The 19,896-nt window shown below is 56.1% G+C and carries 15 protein-coding genes; 13 read left to right on the top strand and 2 right to left on the bottom strand.

The genetic code is table 11. The annotated features are described in order from the left end of the window. Positions 1–10 precede the first annotated feature (10 nt). The 12 genes from DSM25558_RS17290 (at position 11) to DSM25558_RS17235 (ending at position 15,906) form a co-directional block, all read left to right on the top strand. Positions 11–733, top strand: coding sequence for a response regulator transcription factor (locus DSM25558_RS17290; protein WP_077105939.1), 723 nt, complete (start codon positions 11–13; stop codon positions 731–733). 123 nt (positions 734–856) lie between these two features. Next, positions 857–1,606, top strand: coding sequence for a FadR/GntR family transcriptional regulator (locus tag DSM25558_RS17285; RefSeq protein WP_083716543.1), 750 nt, complete (start codon positions 857–859; stop codon positions 1,604–1,606). Positions 1,607–1,723: 117 nt separating this feature from the next. Further along, positions 1,724–3,187, top strand: a complete 1,464-nt coding sequence (locus tag DSM25558_RS17280) for an ABC transporter substrate-binding protein (RefSeq protein ID WP_244554240.1) — start codon at positions 1,724–1,726, stop codon at positions 3,185–3,187. Between the two features lie 85 nt (positions 3,188–3,272). Then, a complete protein-coding gene (locus DSM25558_RS17275) occupies positions 3,273–4,220 on the top strand; it encodes an ABC transporter permease (RefSeq protein ID WP_077105936.1) in 948 nt (315 codons plus the stop codon). Between the two features lie 2 nt (positions 4,221–4,222). After that, complete coding sequence (locus DSM25558_RS17270) at positions 4,223–5,092, top strand: ABC transporter permease (RefSeq protein WP_143240149.1); 870 nt, start codon at positions 4,223–4,225, stop codon at positions 5,090–5,092. Positions 5,093–5,112: 20 nt separating this feature from the next. Then, positions 5,113–6,897 (top strand): gamma-glutamyltransferase family protein, encoded by a 1,785-nt coding sequence (locus tag DSM25558_RS17265; RefSeq protein WP_077105934.1) that lies wholly within the window; start codon positions 5,113–5,115, stop codon positions 6,895–6,897. A gap of 4 nt (positions 6,898–6,901) precedes the next feature. Next, complete coding sequence (locus tag DSM25558_RS17260) at positions 6,902–8,728, top strand: ABC transporter ATP-binding protein (protein WP_077105932.1); 1,827 nt, start codon at positions 6,902–6,904, stop codon at positions 8,726–8,728. 251 nt (positions 8,729–8,979) lie between these two features. After that, complete coding sequence (locus DSM25558_RS17255; RefSeq protein ID WP_077105931.1) at positions 8,980–10,746, top strand: ABC transporter ATP-binding protein; 1,767 nt, start codon at positions 8,980–8,982, stop codon at positions 10,744–10,746. Between the two features lie 41 nt (positions 10,747–10,787). Continuing rightward, complete coding sequence (locus tag DSM25558_RS17250; protein WP_077105930.1) at positions 10,788–12,320, top strand: ABC transporter substrate-binding protein; 1,533 nt, start codon at positions 10,788–10,790, stop codon at positions 12,318–12,320. A 63-nt stretch (positions 12,321–12,383) separates the two neighbouring features. Then, positions 12,384–13,307 carry an ABC transporter permease gene (locus tag DSM25558_RS17245; RefSeq protein WP_077105929.1) on the top strand — a complete coding sequence of 308 codons (924 nt, stop codon included), beginning with the start codon at positions 12,384–12,386 and terminating at the stop codon, positions 13,305–13,307. A 5-nt stretch (positions 13,308–13,312) separates the two neighbouring features. Continuing rightward, complete coding sequence (locus DSM25558_RS17240) at positions 13,313–14,161, top strand: ABC transporter permease (RefSeq protein WP_077105928.1); 849 nt, start codon at positions 13,313–13,315, stop codon at positions 14,159–14,161. Positions 14,162–14,166: 5 nt separating this feature from the next. Further along, on the top strand, positions 14,167–15,906 hold the full coding sequence (locus tag DSM25558_RS17235) for a M14 family metallopeptidase (protein WP_077105926.1): 1,740 nt from the start codon (positions 14,167–14,169) through the stop codon (positions 15,904–15,906). Between the two features lie 44 nt (positions 15,907–15,950). Here DSM25558_RS17235 and DSM25558_RS17230 read toward each other — a convergent pair whose 3' ends face one another. After that, positions 15,951–17,900, bottom strand: a complete 1,950-nt coding sequence (locus DSM25558_RS17230) for an AI-2E family transporter (RefSeq protein WP_083716541.1) — start codon at positions 17,898–17,900, stop codon at positions 15,951–15,953. A 366-nt stretch (positions 17,901–18,266) separates the two neighbouring features. Between DSM25558_RS17230 and DSM25558_RS17225 the strand changes: the two genes are divergently transcribed. Beyond that, on the top strand, positions 18,267–18,983 hold the full coding sequence (locus DSM25558_RS17225; protein WP_077105925.1) for an outer membrane protein: 717 nt from the start codon (positions 18,267–18,269) through the stop codon (positions 18,981–18,983). A gap of 55 nt (positions 18,984–19,038) precedes the next feature. Here the strand turns inward: DSM25558_RS17225 and DSM25558_RS17220 are convergent, their stop codons facing one another. Further along, complete coding sequence (locus DSM25558_RS17220; RefSeq protein ID WP_077105924.1) at positions 19,039–19,626, bottom strand: TetR/AcrR family transcriptional regulator; 588 nt, start codon at positions 19,624–19,626, stop codon at positions 19,039–19,041. Positions 19,627–19,896: the final 270 nt, after the last annotated feature.

The raw sequence follows: 19,896 nt of genomic DNA, 5'->3' as shown, positions 1-19,896 counted from the left end.
GAGATGTGAGATGGAAGTTCTGATCGTGGAAGACGACGTTCTGCACCGCTCCTACCTGAATGAAGCGGTGCGCGCCGCACTTCCGGAATGCAATCATGTTATCGAGGCAGAAAACGGCAAGGTCGGCGAAAAGCTCGCACGCGAAAACCGCTCTGCCCACATCGTCATGGATTTGCAGATGGGAGAGCGCAATGGCATCGAGGCCGCTCGCACCATCTGGAAAGAACGCCCCGACACCCGCATTCTCTTCTGGTCGAATTATTCGGACGAAGCCTATGTGCGCGGTGTCTCCCGTATCGTGCCTGATGGTGCGGCTTACGGCTATGTTCTGAAATCCGCTTCCGACGACCGCCTGCGCCTTGCATTGCGTAGTATCTTCATCGAGGCGCAATGCGTCATCGACCGCGAAGTGCGCGGGATGCAGGAGAAAAGTCTGGGCCGGGTCAGAGGTATGAGCGATTCCGAATATGAAATCCTGATCGATGTTGCACTCGGCTTGACGGACAAAACAATTGCGCGCCGTCGAAATTTATCGCTCAGAAGCGTCCAGAACCGCCTTCAAAGCCTGTATGAGAAACTGAACGTCTACCAGGCTTCGAGGGATAGTGACTCTGATGGTCAGTATAATCTGCGCACGCGTGCGGTAACGGTCGCCTTTCTGCGGAAACTCCTCAATCACAGCGCTTTAGAGCGCGCTGAGCAGGAACTCGCCAACTGGACCGCCGGACGCTAAGTCGATCCCTGACGATGTACGCGTTGCCTCGTTTTCCATCATTTTGTAAGTTGCCGAAAAAAGTGGCTTGACCAAGCGGTATCAAAGCGCTTCATTGAACCAATTGTAAATTGGTACGAACCATTGGACCAGAGTTCAACACCTCCGCCTTTTGAAAACTCCAACTACGCTCTTGAGCGGCTGCGTGAACTGTTCAGTGTCACGACGCTTGCAGTAGATGGGAAATTGCCGACAGAACGCGCTCTTTCGGAACGCTTTGGCGTTGGCAGGCGGGAAATCCGGCGCGCATTGGAAGTTCTAGAGGCGGAAGGTTTGATCTGGCGCAAGCAGGGCGCGGGTACGTTTCTGGGGCAGAGGCCAGATAGCTGGAGCGATCACGCAGCCACTCTGGTGACGGGAACCAATTTCATGGAAATCATGGAAGTGCGTTTGCGATTGGAGCCGCAGCTTGCGCAATTGGCTGCGTTGCGCGCCAAAGACTCCGATATCGACCGCATGCGAGATTTGCGAGACAAGATTTACGAGCGTACCGATGCTGACTGGCGCGAGCTTTGGGATGGGTCTTTGCACCGGTTGATCGCCCAGTCTGCCGGCAACCAGCTTTTCTTGTCGCTTTTCGACGTCATCAACCGTGTCCGGCAGGACCCGGCCTGGCAATTGGTACGCGAACGGGCGCGCAGGCAACACAAGACAATTCAAGAATCACGAGACCAGCACACTGACATCATCGAAGCCATTGCTTCGCGAGACCCGGCGCGGGCGGGAGAGGCCATGCGCACCCATCTTCTGACGCTTCAGGAACGGTTGATACGCCAGACATCGATGGACCAAAGCGACCAGTCTGCACCCATTGAGGAAACCGCCAAGATCTAGCCTTGCCTACAACACGAAAAAAAGACCGGAAAACCGGCTTGTTCAAAAATCACCAGAGGAACGAACATCATGACACGATTGACGAAACTTTCCGGACTTCTTTTTATCAGCTCTTTGATGGCGACATCAGCTTTGTCCGCTGACTTGCGGATCGGCCTGATGGACGATGCCGACGTGCTTGACCCCGCACAGTCACGCACATTCGTGGGCCGCATCGTCTATACCAGTCTTTGCGACAAGCTGGTTGATCTCGACAATAATCTGTCGGTCATTCCGCAGCTTGCGACCAAGTGGGCATGGGGCGACAATGGCGGCACATTGACGATGGATCTGCGCGAAGGTGTGGTGTTCCACGATGGTACGCCGTTCAATGCGCAAGCGGTCGTCTACAATATCGACCGCAACATGACGCTGCCGGAATCCCGTCGCAAGAGTGAACTGGCATCTGTGGCCAAGGTTGAAGCGACCGGTGATTATCAGGTCAAGTTTACGCTGAAGAGCCCCGATGCCAGCCTGCTGGCCCAGCTTTCCGACCGTGCCGGGATGATGATTTCGCCGACCGCTGGCAAGGAGTTGGGCGCGAACTTCAGCAAGAAGCCGGTGTGCTCCGGTGCCTTCAAATTTGTCGAACGCATCCAGCAGGACCGCATCGTTCTTGAGAAATTTGCCGATTATTGGAACAAGGACAATATTTTCATCGATAAGGTCACGTTCCTGCCAATTCCTGATACGACCGTGCGTCTAGCCAACCTGCAATCGGGCGATCTCGATCTTGCAGAACGCATTTCCGCGTCCGATGCGGCTTCCGTCAAAGCGGATCCAAAGCTCAATTACGGCGAGATCGTCGGACCAGGCTACATGGCGATGTATGTGAACATCGGCAACGGCGCGAAGGCCGATAATCCGTTCGGCAAGGATAAACGTCTGCGCCAGGCCTTCTCGCTGTCTATCGACCGCGAAGCGATCAATCAGGTGGTGTTCGAAGGCACCGCCATGGCTGGCAACCAGGCATGGCCTCCAACCAGCCCATGGTACAATAAGGACATTCCCGTTCCTGCTCGGGACGTTGAAAAGGCAAAGGCCCTGATGAAGGAAGCCGGTTTCGACAAGTACGAAATCGAACTTCAGCATGCCAACAACACCACCCAGACGCAGGCGATGCAGGTTATCCAGTCCATGGCAGCCGAAGCCGGATTTGACGTGAAGCTGAAGGCCACGGAGTTCGCAACGTTGTTGTCAGAGCAGACAGCAGGCAACTATGTCCTGTCTCGCTCTGACTGGTCCGGTCGTTCCGATCCGGATGGTAATATCCACCAGTTCGTGACCTGCAAGGGTGGGATCAACGACACCAAATATTGCAACCCGGAAGTCGACAAGCTGCTGAACGAAGCCCGCGCGTCCACCGACAACGCCGTTCGCAAGGTCAAATACGATGCCGCGACGAAAATCCTGGATGAGGATTTGCCGCTGATCTACCTCGGTCATCAGGCTTATCTCTATGCCTATTCCAAGAAGATCACCCTTTTCACCCCCTCCGGTGACGGTATGATCCGCCTGACAGGCGTCAAAAAAGAGGACTAAACCTGTCCTGCGCACGTTGTGGGACGCACCTCTGCGCGTCCCGCAACCCTTACTCGAAGCATTGCCCGTATAAGGACCTGCTTTCATGCATATCTACATCGCCAAACGGCTGCTGGTCGCGATACCGACGCTGCTGATCATATCCGTTTTTGTTTTTTCGCTTCAAAAGCTCCTGCCGGGCGATCCCATTCTCGCCATGGCGGGCGAGGAACGGGATCCGGCTGTCATCGAACTCCTGCGTGAGAAATACAGGATGAACGATCCTGTCGTGTATCAGTATTTCTACTGGCTTGGCTCCGTGGTGCAGGGAGATTTCGGGGTATCGCTGCGCACCAATCAGCCGGTTTTGGAACTGGTTGCCGAAAAGCTGCCGGTCACAATCCAACTGGCTTTGATGTCGATGTTTTTCGCCTTTGCCATCGGGGTGCCGATGGGCATTCTGGCAGCTGTGAAGCAGAACACGTGGATCGATTATCTTGCCAATATCGTAGCGCTATCTGGGCTTTCCATTCCCAATTTCTGGCTGGGTATCATGCTCATCCTACTGGTTTCCGTCCAACTCGGATGGCTTCCCGCCTCGGGCTACGAATCCATCTTTGTCGATCCCGTGCGCTCGCTGCAAACGATGATCATGCCATCCTTCGTTCTGGGTACTGGGCTCGCGGCAACCCTCATGCGGCACACGCGCTCATCCATGCTTTCGGTGATGAAGTCTGATTACATCCGCACCGCACGCGCCAAGGGCCTATCCACCCGCGAAGTTGTACTCAGCCATTCCTTCCGTAATGCGCTCCTACCGGTGATTACGCTGACGGCGCTGCTGTTCGGCGAACTGCTGGCCGGTGCCGTTCTGACCGAACAGATTTTCACCATTCCCGGCTTCGGCAAGCTGATTGTCGATGCGGTTTTCAATCGTGATTATGCGGTGGTGCAGGGTGTCGTGTTGTGCACGGCTGTCGGTTTCATCTTCATGAACCTGCTCGCAGATGTCGTGACCGTTCTTCTCAACCCGCGCATGAGGGCAGCCATATGAGTATGCCCGCACAGGCCGTTACTGCCGAGAAGCCAAAGGCACGCCAAAGCCGCGCCTGGAAAAAGATGAAGCGTAATCGCAGCGCGATTGCTGGCCTCATCATCATCGCTTTCTTCACGCTGCTGGCGGTTGCGGCACCGCTTTTGCCGCTGGCCGATCCGCTCGCCACGAGCTGGGGTGCTATTCGCAAAGCTCCCTCGGCAGCCCATTGGTTGGGCACCGACGACATTGGTCGTGACGTTCTTTCCCGTATGATCTGGGGCGCACAGGCTTCTTTGATGGCCGGTGTCGTTTCCGTTGCCATTGCCGTATTGCTGGGTGTCCCTTTCGGCCTCATTTCCGGCTATTTCGGTGGCTGGGTCGATCAGGTCATCTCGCGCGTCACCGAAGCGTTTCTTGCCATGCCGTTCCTCATCATGGCGATCGCCTTGGCCGCCTTTCTCGGGCCGAGCCTGACCAATGCGATGATTGCCATCGGTCTCTCCGCCATGCCGATCTTCGTGCGGCTCACCCGTTCCCAAGTGCTGTCCGTCAAGACGGAGGATTACATCGAGGGTGCCCGCTCCATCGGGCTTGGCCACGGCGATATCATGCTGCGTTACATCCTTCCCAATATCGTACCGCCGATCATTGTGCAGGCCACTTTGACTGTCGCCACCGCCATCATCGCAGAGGCGAGCCTGTCCTTTCTCGGGCTTGGCCAGCAGGCTCCGGCTCCAAGCTGGGGTTCGATGTTGAATGTGGCCAAGAACTTCCTGACGCAGGCACCATGGATGGCGATGTGGCCTGGTGCCGCCATCTTCTTCGTCGTGATCGGTTTCAATCTGCTTGGCGACGGTCTGCGCGATGCGCTTGATCCACGCGAAAACTAAGAATTCCAAAGGATACTGCAATGACCACTTTCACCACCCGCCCTGAAATTCTTGGTACGTTCGGCGTCGTCACATCCACGCACTGGATAGCTTCGGCTGTCGGCATGAGCATTCTGGAAAAGGGCGGCAATGCATTCGATGCCGCCGTCGCGACCGGTTTCGTGCTGCAGGTTCTGGAGCCGCATCTGAACGGTCCCGGTGGTGACATGCCCGCCATCATCTATTCGAAGAAGAAAGACAAGGTCGAAGTCATCTGTGCGCAAGGAACCGCGCCGGCAGCGGCGACCATCGAACATTATACCGCTGAGGGTATCGATCTCATCCCGGGCGATGGCTTGCTGGCCACCGTCATTCCCGGTGCCTTCGACGGCTGGATGCTGATGCTGCGCGATTACGGTACCATGACCGTTCGCGATGTGCTGGAACCCTCCATCTACTATCTCGAAAACGGTCACCCGATGCTGCCGCGCGTGTCCGCAACCATCAAGGGGCTGGCGGATTTCTTCCAGAAGGAGTGGCCGACTTCCTATGAGACATGGCTACCAGGCGGAGTAGCACCGGAACCGCTTTCAAGCTTCAAGAACCCGGTTCTGGCTGAAACGTGGAAGCGCATCATTGCAGAAGCGGAGGCGAAACCCGGCCGCGAGGCTGGCATTGATGCCGCCCGGGACGCCTTCTACCGCGGCTTCGTCGCCGAGGCGATCGGCGATTATCTTAAGACCGCAGAGGTCATGGATGCCAGCGGCAACCGTCACAAGGGCGTGCTGACGGCAGAGGATATGGCCAATTGGACAGCCACAATCGAAGAACCTACGACCTATGATTATCATGGCTGGAGCATCGCCAAGACAGGGTCTTGGGGGCAGGGGCCGGTTCTGCTGCAATCGCTGGCTTTGCTCAAGGGTATCGATATCGGTGCGATGGACCCGGCGGGCGTAGATTTCGTCCACACCGTCGTGGAAGCGATGAAGCTTTCCTACGCCGACCGGGAAGTCTATTACGGCGATCCGGAGTTCTCGCAAATCCCGATCCAGACCCTTCTCTCGGATGGATATAATGACGAACGCCGCAAGCTGATCACAGACAAGGCTTCCATGGACCTGCGCCCCGGTAGAATTCCGGGTTTCGATGCACAGCATGACCTTACTATTAGTATGCTCAATTCCATGGCTGGTATCGGTGCCGTCTATGAGCCGACCATGTCGCACCTCACCGAGAAGCGCGGCGATACCGTGCATATCGATGTCATCGACCGTGACGGTAATATGGTCTCGGTCACGCCGTCCGGTGGTTGGTTGCAGTCTTCGCCTATCGTGCCGGGGCTTGGTTTCTGCCTCAATTCTCGTGCGCAGATGTTCTGGATGAAACCGGGCCTGCCCACGTCTCTGGCACCTGGAAAGCGCCCTCGCACGACGCTGACGCCCTCGCTTGGCCTGTTCGAGGGCAGACCGACACTTGCTTTCGGGACGCCCGGCGGTGATCAGCAGGACCAGTGGCAACTAGCTTTCTTCCTGCGCTACGCACATTTCGGAATGAATTTGCAGGAAGCAATCGATCTGCCGCTGTTCCATACGACGCACTTCCCCGGTTCGTTCTATCCACGCACCCGTCAGCCCGGCAATGTGATGATCGAGCGCAGCATTGGTGAGGCTGCACTTTCCGATCTCAGGGCGCGTGGACATGATATTTCCGAAGCCGACCCGTGGACAGTTGGTCGCCTGACCGCAGCGCGGCGAGATGCCGATGGTCTTCTGCGGGCCGCAGCAACCCCGCGCCTGATGCAGGCCTATGCGGTCGGAAGGTAGTTCCATGACCGAACCTGTCAAAACATCATCAGATACTGTTCTTTCGGTCAAAAATCTCACCACGTCGTTTCTGGTGGATGGGGAATGGAAGAGCGTTGTTCGTGATCTTTCGTTCGATGTGAAGGCCGGCGAAACGGTCGCCATAGTTGGTGAAAGTGGATCGGGCAAAAGCGTGACGTCCCTGTCCATCATGCGCCTACTCGAAGCACGCTCCAGCCGCATCGAAGGTAGGGTTCTGCTGGATGGGAGGGATATTCTGGGCATTTCCGAAAAGGAGATGCGCACCGTGCGCGGCAACGATATGGCGATGATTTTTCAGGAGCCGATGACATCGCTCAATCCTGTCTTCACCATTGGTCGGCAGATTTCCGAAGTCCTGACGCGTCACAAGGGCATGAACAAAGCGCAGGCGCGGGCAGAAACAATTCGGCTTCTGGAAAAGGTTCGCATTCCGAACGCTGAGAGCCGCTTCGATGAATATCCGCACCAGTTCTCCGGTGGAATGCGCCAACGTGTGATGATCGCCATGGCGCTGGCGTCCAGACCGAAGCTTCTGATTGCCGACGAGCCGACAACCGCGCTCGACGTCACAATCCAGGGTCAAATCCTCGACCTCATCAAGCAGTTGCAGGAAGAAGAGGGCATGGCCGTTCTCTTCATCACCCATGATATGGGTGTCGTTGCCGAGATCGCCGACCGCACCATCGTCATGTTCCGTGGCGACCAGGTCGAGACCGGTGAAACCGCCGATATCTTCCATCGCGGACAGCACCCCTATACCCGCGCCTTGCTTGCGGCCGTGCCGAAACTCGGCTCGATGGAAGGGCGCGAATGGCCGTTGCGTTTCCCACGAGTGGATATGGCCAGTGGCGAGATTTCCGAGGCAAAAGAGGTGCCGAATACCGTCGAGGGCGGCAAGACGCCCGTTCTTTCAGTCAAGAACCTCGTGACGCGTTTCGATATTGGTTCGGGCCTTTTTGGTCGAACCACCGGTGCCGTCCATGCCGTAGAGAATGTTTCCTTTGATCTGTTTCAGGGCGAGACCCTGTCTCTTGTCGGGGAATCCGGCTGTGGAAAATCCACCACCGGTCGCTCCATCGCCCGTCTGGTGGAGCCTCGCAGTGGAAACGTGACCCTGGATGGTTTTGATGTTCTGAAGCTGGATCAAGTCGCGCTCCGCAACATGCGCCGTAGTGTGCAGATGATCTTTCAGGATCCGTTCTCCAGCCTCAATCCCCGCATGACGGTGGGTTATGCGGTGGCCGAACCGATGATCAAGCACAAGATCGCCACGTCATCGCAAGCAAAACAGATGGCTGCCGATCTGCTGGAGCGCGTAGGCCTCTCCGCCTCGATGATGGACCGTTATCCGCATGAATTCTCGGGCGGCCAGCGTCAGCGTATCGCTATTGCCCGCGCATTGGCACTCAATCCCAAGGTCATCATAGCCGATGAAAGCGTGTCGGCTCTCGATGTGTCGATCAAGGCGCAGGTGTGCAATCTGCTGCTCGATTTGCAGGAGCAGTTCAAGATCGCCTTTCTGTTTATCAGCCATGACATGGCCGTGGTGGAGCGGGTAAGTCACCGGGTCGCGGTCATGTATCTCGGGGAAATCGTGGAGATTGGTCCCAGAGCTTCGATCTTTGCAAATCCGCAGCATCCTTACACGAGAAAACTGATGGCAGCGGTGCCTGTACCCGATCCTGCGCGAAGAGGCTTCCGCCGTAACGCCCCAGTCGATGAACTTCAGAGCCCCATTCGACCGACGGGATATGTGCCGCCCCGACGGACCTATCAATTGGTATCGCCGGGACATGAAGTTTTGATCTGACGGCAGTCTATTGGTGAGGCGCTCGATCACGGGTTGACCAAGATGCGTATTTGTTAGGCAATGGTAGAAAATTGTTCAACAGTATGGACATTATTGTCCTACTTTAGTAGTGCCTTTAGCAGAGGCTAGGGTTTGTTTCGTTAAGTCTGAAGCGTGAAGGGCGGGGGCAATTTCATTCCTTGTTCGACCGTTGATCGACAGCACGACACTTGCCTAGGGCAGACTAAGCAAGCGCCGACGGAGCCGCACACATGACGAACGCAATTGACAAACCCACGCCGCTTCTTTCGGTCGAAGGGTTGAGTGTCGAGTTTGGCAGCAGTCGCGTCGTTGATGATCTTTCCTTCTCGGTCGCCGCAGGAAAAACCGTCGCTGTCGTGGGTGAGTCGGGGTCAGGGAAGTCGGTAACATCGCTTTCGACCATGCGCTTGGCCGATATGATGGGCGCAAAATTTCCCACCGGCCGGATCATGTTCGGTGACAAGAATTTGCTTCAGGTCTCGCAAAATGACATGCGCTCCATCAGAGGCAAAGACATTGCCATGATTTTTCAGGAGCCGATGACCTCGCTCAATCCTGTTTTCACCATCGGTGATCAGATTTGCGAGGTGCTCATCCTTCACGAGAAGATGGGCAAAGCGGCCGCCTCCGCAGAGGCGCGCAGGCTTCTTGATATGGTGCGTTTGCCAGATTCTGCGGCGCTTCTGGATCGCTATCCGCACCAATTGTCGGGTGGAATGCGACAGCGCGTGATGATTGCCATGGCGCTGGCCTGCCGCCCAAAGCTCCTGATCGCGGACGAGCCGACCACGGCTCTCGATGTCACCATTCAAGCGCAAATCCTCAACATCATGCGCGACCTGCAAAAAGAACTTGGCATGGCCATGGTCTTCATTACGCATGACATGGGTGTCGTCGCCGAAATGGCCGATGACGTCGTCGTCATGTGGAAAGGCAAGAAGGTCGAGGAAGGCCCCGTTGGGCAGCTATTCGCCAACCCGCAACATCCCTACACGCGCATGCTTCTGTCGGCCGTGCCGCGTCTCGGCAGCATGGCCGGGGAGGACTTTCCAAAGCGCACGCCGCTGACGGTTCTGGAAGATGGTAAGCCAAAAATCGTCGGTGAAGAGCGGGTGCAGGATACTGCAAAATACGATGAAAAGCCGCTTTTGTCGGTAAAGGATTTGCTGGTTCGGTTTGATGTGAAGAAGAACCTTTTCGGCAAGGCGACCCATCGCCTCAGCGCCGTTCAGAATGTTAGTTTCGACATCCATCCGGGTGAAACGCTGGCGCTGGTCGGTGAATCCGGTTCTGGCAAATCGACCATCGGCCGCACGATCCAGCAGCTTCAGACATCCATGGGCGGCGAGATCGCCTTTGCAGGGCGGACCTACTCATCTATGTCGGCAGCGGAACGTTTTCGCATGCGTCAGGAAGTCCAATACATCTTCCAGGACCCGTTTGCCTCGCTCGACCCGCGCAAGACCGTCGGCTTTTCGATTGCCGAGCCAATTAACACGCACGGCCTGAGCTCCGCCGTGGCCGAGCGCTACCCGCACGAGTTCTCGGGTGGCCAGCGCCAGCGCGTCTGCATTGCGCGCGCATTGGCATCCGATCCGAAGCTTATCATCGCCGACGAAGCGCTGTCGGCGCTCGACGTGTCCATTCAGGCGCAGATCATCAATCTGTTCATGGATTTGCAGGCCGAGCGCGGTCTCGCCTACCTGTTCATCAGCCATGACATGGCTGTGGTTGAGAAGATCAGCCACCGCGTTGCCGTCCTCTATCTCGGCCAGATCATGGAACTGGGCAGCCGCCGACAGGTCTTTGAGACACCGACGCATGATTACACACGCCGGTTGCTGTCGGCAGTGCCGGTCGCCGATCCTGCTGCCGTCAGACACACGGCAATGATCGAGGGCGAAATTCCCAATCCAGTCCGTGGCGTCGGCGACGAGCCCGCTATTCTCGTTCACGAGGAAATCAATCCAGGCCACTTCGTCGCAAGAAGCGCCTGAAAAACCGCGAAAAATCGCATCTATCTGAGAGGAACAGATCAATGACCAGAACAAACAGGGGGCTGACGGCCTTCGTAGCGCTTGCCCTGTCAAGCGTGGCTTTTGCTGCCGCACCGGCACTCGCAGCCGGCAAAATGACGATTTCCACCCCGCAGGACCCGGGCAGCTGGGACCCTATCGATACGTTTCTGGTTCAGTGGGCTGCCGTCGCCACCAACATCTTCGATGGCCTGACCTATCGTGGCCCTGATCTGAAACTCGTGCCGGGTCTTGCCGAATCATGGGAAGAGCTGGACGAAGGCAAGCGCATTCGCTTCAAGCTTCGCCAGAACGTCAAGTTCCACAATGGCGAGCCATTCAACGCCGAAGCCGTCAAGTTCACCTTTGATCGCTTGCTTGGCGAACAGGGTGCGAAGGGTCCGCAGCGTTCCAACTATACCGCCATCGAAACTGTCGAGATCATCGATGAGAACACGGTGGACATGAAGCTGAAGGCTCCTGATCCGGTTCTCTTGACCAAGCTTGCTGGCTACGGTGCCATGATCGTGCCGCCGAAATACATCCAGGAAAAGGGTGAAGACAACTTCAACACCAATCCGGTCGGTACAGGCGCGTTCAAATTCGTGTCCTACGCGCCGAAAGTGAACATCAAGCTGGAAGCCAACCCGGATTACTGGGGCGGCGCGCCGAAGCTGTCTGAACTGGATTACCGCTTCATTTCCGAACCGGCGACAGCCGTTGCCGAGCTTCAGGCTGGCCGTGTCGATCTTGTGATCCCGCCGACCATCCCCATTGGCATGCTGCCGGTCATTCAGGGCGATTCCAATCTGGAGATCGTGAGCGTTCCCGGCCCAACCGTCGATGCCCTGCGCTTCAACACGCGTGATGGCATCACTGCCGACCCGAAGGTTCGCAAGGCGATCATCATGGCAGTGGATCGTGCGACCATCGTCAAGTCGATCCTAGCAGGGCAGGGCTCTGAAATCGCAAGCTTCCAGGGCGCTCTGTCCTTCGGTTACGACCCCGAACTGAAGCCGCTTCCTTACGATCCGGAAGGCGCGAAGAAGCTTCTGGCTGAAGCCGGCGTAAAGCCGGGTGCGACGGTTCAGATCGATATTCGCGGCAATGACGCGACGATGAACGAGGTCACGCAGGTTATCGCCAGCTATCTCCAGATGGTCGGCATCACCGCCACCATCAAGCCGTATGAAACCAACGTTCTACTGAACGATATCATTCCACAGGGCAAGACCGGTGCCATGTTCCAGCAGAAGTGGGGTGGCTGGACCTTCGATTACGATAACACCGCTTATTCCATGTACCACTCCGGTGAAAAGTGGAACCCTTACGAAAAGGACGCTGCGCTGGACAAGCTGCTGGAATCCCAGCGCCCGCTGACGGACCGCGCCGAGCGTGAGCGCATCCTGAAGGAAATCGGCAAAGCGACTGCCGAGAAGGCCCTTGAGCTGCCGCTCTACAATACCAACGCGATCTACGGCGTCAGCAAGAAGGTCAAGGGCTTCATCGCTCCACCGGATAACCGCCTGAAACTGACCGACGTCACCGTCGAGTAAGAATGAATGTTTGACGCCGCTCCTTTTGGGCGGCGTCACCATCCCCATTGCAAGGAAAAGAACGTGGCCGGTTTCCTCATCAAGCGATTGTTGCAGGCGTTATTCGTCGTCATCGCCATCACGCTGCTCGTCTCATTCGCCATTCGCCTGACCGGCGATCCCGCCGTTACCATGTTTCAGGGCGGTGGCAGCATGACGGAAGAAGATTTGATGCGCATTCGTGTCGCGCTGGGCACAGATCAGCCGTTCTTCGTGCAATACATGAACTTCTTAAAAGGCCTTGTCACGTTAGACCTTGGCAAGAGCTTCATCGGTGGCACGCCAGTCTCGCGCCTGATCGGTGATGCACTGCCAGCAACGCTAATGCTGGCCTTCATCTCCATGGTTGTCTCGATTGCGCTGTCGATCCCATTGGGCATCAAGGCGGCCACCTCGAAAGGGAAGGGTATCGACCAAGCCATCAGGATATTCTCGCTTCTCGGCCTGTCCTTTCCGAATTTCTGGCTTGCGCTCATGCTTGTCCTGCTGTTCTCGATCACGCTCGGCTGGCTACCGCCCAGCGGCATGGGCGGCTTTGTCAGCTACATCATGCCTGCGGTGACGATGGGCGTCATTCTCACAGCCACGAATGTTCGCCTCGTTCGCACAGCAATGCTCGACACGCTGCAATCGCAATACATCATGGTTGCGCGCGCCAAGGGCTTGAGCGAAAGCAAGGTTCTTTACAAACACGCGCTACGCAACTGCGCTATTCCGCTCATCACCTATTTCGGTTTGCAGTTCGGCGGGTTGCTGGGCGGCATCGTCGTTATTGAGCGGGTGTTCAACTGGCCTGGTATGGGCTCTCTGGCATTCGATGCCGTTGGCGCGCGCGATTATCCCGTGTTGCAGGCCGTCATTACCGTGCTGTCGCTGATGATCGTCGGTATCAATCTTCTGGTCGATATCGCCTATGGGCTGGTCGATCCCCGTATCCGCACGGAGTAACAGACATGGCAACCAAAACCTCCCGCCTTTCGCGGTTCTACAGCCTTGAATTCGTGCTTGGTGCGACCTTGACCGTCGTCATCTGCGCTGCCGTGCTTCTTTCCGACGTGCTTTTCCCTGGCGGTGCGGAAAAGATCGATCTGATGGCGCGGCTTGCAAAACCGTTCGCTAGCGCGGCCCACCCATTCGGCACTGATCCACTGGGCCGTGATGTTCTGGCGCGTGTCGTGGCAGGTGGCAAGATTTCGCTACTGGTGGGCTTTACGTCCGTCATCGGTGCCGTGGTTTTCGGTGTGCTGATGGGCCTGATCGCAGGCTACTACCGCGGCTTCTGGGACATGGTCGTGATGCGCTTTGCCGATATCCAGCTTGCCATGCCCTTCATTCTGCTGGCCATTACCTTCATTGCCATCGTCGGTGGCAGCCTCACGAACACCATCATATTGCTGATCGTGTCGCAGTGGGTGCAATATGCCCGCCTCGTGCGCGGCTCGGTGCTCACACTGCGTGAGCGGGAATTCATCCTCTCGGCGCGCGCTATCGGCGTTAAAGACTGGCGCATCATCTTCCAGCATCTGCTGCCAAACCTCGTTGGCCCGGTCATCGTGCTGATGACGCTGAATGTGGCCAACAACATCCTGCTGGAAAGCAGTCTGACCTTCCTTGGCATGGGTGTCGATCCAACCATTCCAAGCTGGGGCGGCATGCTGGCGGATGGCCGTACCTATTTGCAGATTGCATGGTGGGTCAGCGTCTTCCCTGGTCTGGCAATCCTTCTCACTGTGCTTGGTCTCAATCTTCTGGGCGACTGGCTGCGCGATAGCCTCGATCCGACCGGCAGAACTTCAAGGTAAATGCGATGACAGAGATTTTCAGCCAGACATTCGAGCGCACTCTTGATGATTTAGTCGAGCGAGCGGTTGCCGGGCAGTCCTTGGAAGCATGGACATTCGATGACGCGAAGAGCAGGCGTGATGCCGAGCGCCGCCTTGCAGAAAAAGGCGTGACGGCACGCATCCGCAGCGCTTACAAACCCTTGCTCCATAGCTTTCTGGAAGAGATCGATCTGGAAGGCGTCGAGAGCATTCAGATCGCATACCCCGTTCACCCCGACGCACCCGCAAATCGGTTCCGGCTCGAGGCCTATCCGTTGGCCGCTTTGGTCGGAGAGATCAAAATCGACTTCGTGCCGCGTGCAGATGATGCGTTTTTCTATGACGTTTCCCTGAAACGGGCAATTGGTACCGAGACACTGAAGGTGCTTGCGCCAAATCGCGTCCATGTCGATATCGTTGGAGAAACCAATGTCTCGCCAACCGGCTGGCTGCGCCACGGGGAGCATGATGAGCGGCTTGAAACGGACTACGAGCGTTTGTTCGAAAGCGCCATTAACGCAGTCGCAACACACGATTGGGGAAATGAAGAGCCCTATTTCGATGAGCTCAACATTCGCGTCCTTTATCCTTCCAAGGATCTGCCGCTTGCCATTGGCGATGAGATGGTCAGCCTGCGGGAAGCCCTGCATGAGGATTTCTATTTCTCGCTTCTCGAATTCTTCCAGAAAAAATCCGGTCGTCCACTCGGTGATCGTGGCTTGAAACCCGGCCAGATCGTCCCGGAAGTCATCAAAAGTGATGCGGGAATTTCGGTGCGCATCGAAACTCGCCCATTGGGCACGGCATTTCTGGATAGCGCGGACCAAGCAATCGAAACAGCCGCTGCCCCGCTATCGACAGATCAGATATCAAATCTGCTGACCGAAATAGGTGGCGACGCGTTCACTGCCCGCGCCAGATCGGGCAGGCAAGTGACGGCACGATATGTCGGCGGAAGCGACGCTGCCGTGATGATCAGCGGCGGACAACACCCGAATGAAACGACAGGAATTGTCGGGGCTCTCCGCGCGGCCCGTGAATTGCAAACGAAGGCGGGTGCGCATTTCACCATTTCGCCGCTGGAAAACCCTGATGGTTACGCCATCCATCAAAGTCTTCGCGTCGATAATCCAAGACACATGCATCATGCCGCGCGCTATACCGCATTGGGAGACGATCTCGAGTACCGTACACTTGAGAATTCGGGAGCGTATCTCAACGAAAAGGAAATCCGTTTCAAAGCGCAAGACTTAAGCGGAGCTACCCTGCACGTCAATTTGCACGGTTATCCCTCACACGAATGGACCCGTCCGCTCTCGGGATATGTGCCGCGTAATTTCGCGATGTGGACTTTGCCAAAAGGTTTCTTTCTGGTCATGCGTCATCACGCTGGTTGGACCGAACAGGCCGAGGCCTTGCTCGACAAGGTTACCCGCCATCTTGGCACGATCCCCGGTCTGCTGGACTATAATGATCGCCAGATCGCGCTCTACGAAATCCACGCCGGCGAGACCGGTTTTCGGATCATCAACGGGTTTCCGTGTCTTTCATCGATTGATGATCGACACACGGTACCGATGACGTTGATAACCGAGTATCCGGACGAGACGATCTACGGAGACGATTTCATCGCCGGTCACACCGCGCAGATGCAGACAGTGATGTCTGCTTATGAGGCATGGCAAGAGATTATGGCGTCCGTTTCCAGGCCTGTCGGTGTCTAACGCCACAGGTTTTGGCTTCAATGACCTTCACCCACAGTCGACAATCAAGCCGCGGCAACCGGCTTGATTGCCCTCAATTTTGGATGACCAACCTTCCGCGCGATAGCCACGAGCTTCGTCGGCGTGGTTGGAGTCAATGACAGTTTTGCTGCCTCATTCAATGACATCGCGACAAAGTCGGCACCTATCTCATCGGCGGCGATTTGTGCGTAGTTCTGGCCGTTCGCGGTGGGTATGAGTATTCCCACCCGTATGGAGGGATTGATGCGCTTGAGACGACGGACGATCTGGCGTGCATGGGATTTGGAGTTGCCGTTGAGGAATGAGACGACAGCGGTATTGACGCTGTCGATATTCAGTTTCAGCGAGGTCCTGACAGCCAGGTCGGCATAACTTGCAGACATCACTGTGGCTCCCTGCACCTCGATGATTTGCGACAACATCAAGGATGCGGCGTCATCGATGGCTCCGCGACCGCCGAGGCATAAAACAGATTGGCCTTTCCCATCAGGCAAATCTGTTTCGTCCGACAGCGCCGGTGATACCTCTGAAGCATCGTCCTCCTCTTCGTTTTCCTCCTCATCAGCGATGTCTGAAAGATTTTCGACCAGCGTCATAGAACTGGACGAAAACAGTTCGATCTGCAAATCCGACATCACGCCGCGCTGCCGGTCCATCTCGCCGAGAAGAAGAGCAGGGAGCCCAACCTTGTCGTAATAATCGACAAGATATTCCTGCTTGAGATATTCCTCGGCATTGTCGGTGGCCTCATTCGGATCGCCAGCCAGAAGCCTCTGATAGAGTTTTTCATGAAGCTCGAGGACAGGCTCGTTCCCGAGGAGAACGTCAAGAAATCCGAACTGCGGAACATAGCGACCAAGGACGACTAGGCAGACGGTCAGCGGTGTCGATAGCATCAAACCAATCGGTCCCCAGAGCCAGGACCAGAAGATCGCCGAGACGATGATTGCCAATGGGGACAATCCTGTGTGAGAGCCATAAAGCCAAGGCTCGATGACGTTGTTGCTCACCAGCTCCGTCGTCAAAAATAAAGCCGCGACCCAAGCGACGAGTGACCAGCCCGGGGCGATTGCCAGAGCCAGGAAAAGGGGAAGGATCATCCCGATGACCGGTCCAATATAAGGCACGAACCTGAGGACGAGGGTGAGAAGACCCCACAGGATCGCATTGGGTATTCCCAGAACCCAGAGACCAATGGTGATGGGCAGGGCGTAGAGAGCATTGACGACCAATTGCATGAGCAGGTATTTGCCCACTCTTTTTCCGGCATCTTGAAGTGCTGCGGTCGTTCGGTGCAGGTCGCTCAAGCCGACAAGCCGAATGAACCTGTCGCGCAGGTCTTCACGCTCTAACAGCATGAAGATGACCAATACAATGACGAGACCCGCCGTCGCGAACGGACTGATGAGGGGCAGGATGAGGTTGCCGAGGGTTTGCAGCGGGTTGGTGCGGGAAATGATCTCGACCGGCATAGGCTCCCGAGCCGTGACTTCAGGCGTTGGTGCGTCCTGACTCTCGGTGGCCCTTGTCTGTATCTCAGCGCCGACCTTTTCCACCACCTTGCTGAGATGGTCGAGTATGCCATTACCCGAGCCCGCCTGAGCGAGCAGCTGGACCTTGCTGACGATATTGCGCTGATAGGTGGGGATGTTCTCGGCAAGGTTTGCAACTTGCGTCGCAACGATGAAGCTGAAAATGGCAATGGCACAGAAAGCCGATGTCACGGCGAGAATAACCGCCAAAACCTTGGGGATATATCGCTTTCGGAGGAACGACACGATTGGAGCAAGGGTGAAGGAAAGAAGAAGCGACAGCGCCAGCGGAACAAAGATTTCCTGTCCGACCCGCAAAAGAAAAGCCACACCGATCAGAATGAGTACGGTTCGACCCGACAGTATGGTACTCGAAGCCGCGTCGGCGCTGGGATAAGTCACCTTCGGCTGCAACGGATTGATTGTCTTTAGAGTTGCCATTCTTGTTCCCGCCATTTGACCATCAGGTTCACCATGTGGACAACGGCGACAAAGGGCACCAGCGGATGTGCAATAGCTTTGGCGAGCAGCCTTACTCAGTGAAGCGCATGCAGCTTGAATGCTGCTGCGACGCGTGAACGCACGTGTTGATATCCAGTTCCTTATATACGCTTATAGGCGAGGTCATTGATGCCTATGGCGTGTTAGTTCAGACACATCCCGTGGCCATGAGTTGCGGATAAGCAACGCTAAATGGCAACATTCAAAGACAGACGTGAATTTATGCTAAATTACTTAGACATCACGCTCATCCGGTGACTTTTATAAGGGACGGCGGGGGCCGATTCTTCTGAAAGGTCTACCGAAATGCAAAAAGTCGTGAAATTGGCAGGCTTGCTGGCTCTTCTGGCATCATCCGCAACTGCCGCTGATATCGTTCAGAATGAGCCTGTTGTCGTTGCCGATAAAAGCGGTTTTTACCTCGGCTCGGTCAGCAGCCTGACGTTCCCGGATAATACAAATTACACATTTGGTGGCACGTCGTACGACGCTGACTACGACTTCGGTTTTTACAGCGGCTTGCGCGCCGGTTATAGCTTCGGGTCATACGGTTTTGTGTCTCCGCGCATCGAGCTTGAAATCGGTTACGGTACAGCAGATGCCGACGAGATCAGCGGTAATGGCGTAAACTTCGGGTCGGACTCGTTCGGTGACGCGCGTACCATTCAGGGCTTCGTCAACGCCTACCTCGACATCCCCACGAACACCGCGTTTACGCCGTATTTCGGCGGTGGTATCGGCGCGATGAACCTCGAATTGCGTCGACAGGGTGTATCTACGACTGGCGTGGCAATGGATGACGACGACACGAAATTTGCCTATCATCTTGATCTCGGCGTCGGTATCGATCTCAATACGATCTCGTTCTTCAGAGATAGCACGCTGTTCAGCAATACGACGTTCGACATCGGTTATCGCTACACGGCAGCAGACGACTTCGACTTCACTGCGCGTGACGGCTCGGCATCGAGCACTGATTTCAGCAGCCATGCCGTCGTTGCTGGCTTCAGACGCCAGTTCTAAGTTCAACCTGATTACCTGGAAAAGCCGCTCTCGCAGCGGCTTTTTTGTTTCCACTCTATCGAGCTCTCAACCCGTCCATGACCAGGCGAACGATCCTGTTTGCCCGCTCGCGCCAGTCCGGGCCATCGGGAATTGAATAGATGCCGAACAGCGCGTTCAAAACGTCTGCCGCCTCTATGTCGCCTTTGATCGACCCGGCCTCGACTGCTGTGTCCAGAAGTTCACCGAAGGCTGTATGCAGGATTCTTGATCCGTCGGCGAAAAGGGTGGAATTGGATGTGAAAAGCAGTTTCAGACTGCTCGCCATGCCGCGCTTGGCCGCCATGTAGCCGACAAACCGGCTCATCCACTCCTCCAGCGCAACATCTGGCTCTTTCTCCGCCATCAGTTCCCTGGCAGCGGTGGCAATCAGTTCCAGTTCTCGACGGTAAACGACTTCGACCAGATGCTCCCGGGTTTGAAAGTGCCGGTACAGTGTGCCTATGCCCACACCGGTGCGCCGGGCGATGTCTTCGAGTGAAGCGGCTGCACCTTGCTCTGCAAATGCCAATGCTGCGACTTCAATCAGCCTGTCACGGTTTCGGCGTGCGTCGGCGCGCAGTTTGGGCTGGACATCCGATTGCTGTGGTCGCTCCTGCGGCACTTTAATTTCTCTCCACACGAAAAGGCTTGACGAATGATCGCAAGTCACTAGATTAAACGGAGGCTCCTCCGTTTAGGCGGAGAGCTCTTAAATCTTTAGTTCAGATGTGGGGTGGCTGTCATGCCAAATCATATCACAGAGCCGATGAATGGCTGTGAAGTCGGAACCAACCGACCGTCTTAAGGTTTAGCGTTCAATTCAGATCGAAAGCAGGAGCCGTTATGACGCAATCGATCCTTCCTATCTTGCACAACAGCCTCGGCAGCAAAT

The organism is Agrobacterium sp. DSM 25558 (assembly GCF_900100825.1).
Taxonomy (GTDB): Bacteria; Pseudomonadota; Alphaproteobacteria; order Rhizobiales; family Rhizobiaceae; genus Agrobacterium.
This window is presented reverse-complemented; position numbering and strand designations above follow the sequence as displayed.

Excerpts from the sequence above, each read along its gene's own strand:
- DSM25558_RS17290 (WP_077105939.1), top strand. The coding sequence starts at position 11 with ATGGAAGTTCTGATCGTGGAAGACGACGTTCTGCACCGCTCCTACCTG.
- DSM25558_RS17280 (WP_244554240.1), top strand. The coding sequence starts at position 1,724 with ATGGCGACATCAGCTTTGTCCGCTGACTTGCGGATCGGCCTGATGGAC.
- DSM25558_RS17275 (WP_077105936.1), top strand. The coding sequence starts at position 3,273 with ATGCATATCTACATCGCCAAACGGCTGCTGGTCGCGATACCGACGCTG.
- DSM25558_RS17270 (WP_143240149.1), top strand. The coding sequence starts at position 4,223 with ATGCCCGCACAGGCCGTTACTGCCGAGAAGCCAAAGGCACGCCAAAGC.
- DSM25558_RS17265 (WP_077105934.1), top strand. The coding sequence starts at position 5,113 with ATGACCACTTTCACCACCCGCCCTGAAATTCTTGGTACGTTCGGCGTC.
- DSM25558_RS17260 (WP_077105932.1), top strand. The coding sequence starts at position 6,902 with ATGACCGAACCTGTCAAAACATCATCAGATACTGTTCTTTCGGTCAAA.
- DSM25558_RS17255 (WP_077105931.1), top strand. The coding sequence starts at position 8,980 with ATGACGAACGCAATTGACAAACCCACGCCGCTTCTTTCGGTCGAAGGG.
- DSM25558_RS17250 (WP_077105930.1), top strand. The coding sequence starts at position 10,788 with ATGACCAGAACAAACAGGGGGCTGACGGCCTTCGTAGCGCTTGCCCTG.
- DSM25558_RS17240 (WP_077105928.1), top strand. The coding sequence starts at position 13,313 with ATGGCAACCAAAACCTCCCGCCTTTCGCGGTTCTACAGCCTTGAATTC.
- DSM25558_RS17235 (WP_077105926.1), top strand. The coding sequence starts at position 14,167 with ATGACAGAGATTTTCAGCCAGACATTCGAGCGCACTCTTGATGATTTA.
- DSM25558_RS17230 (WP_083716541.1), bottom strand. The coding sequence starts at position 17,900 with ATGGCAACTCTAAAGACAATCAATCCGTTGCAGCCGAAGGTGACTTAT.
- DSM25558_RS17225 (WP_077105925.1), top strand. The coding sequence starts at position 18,267 with ATGCAAAAAGTCGTGAAATTGGCAGGCTTGCTGGCTCTTCTGGCATCA.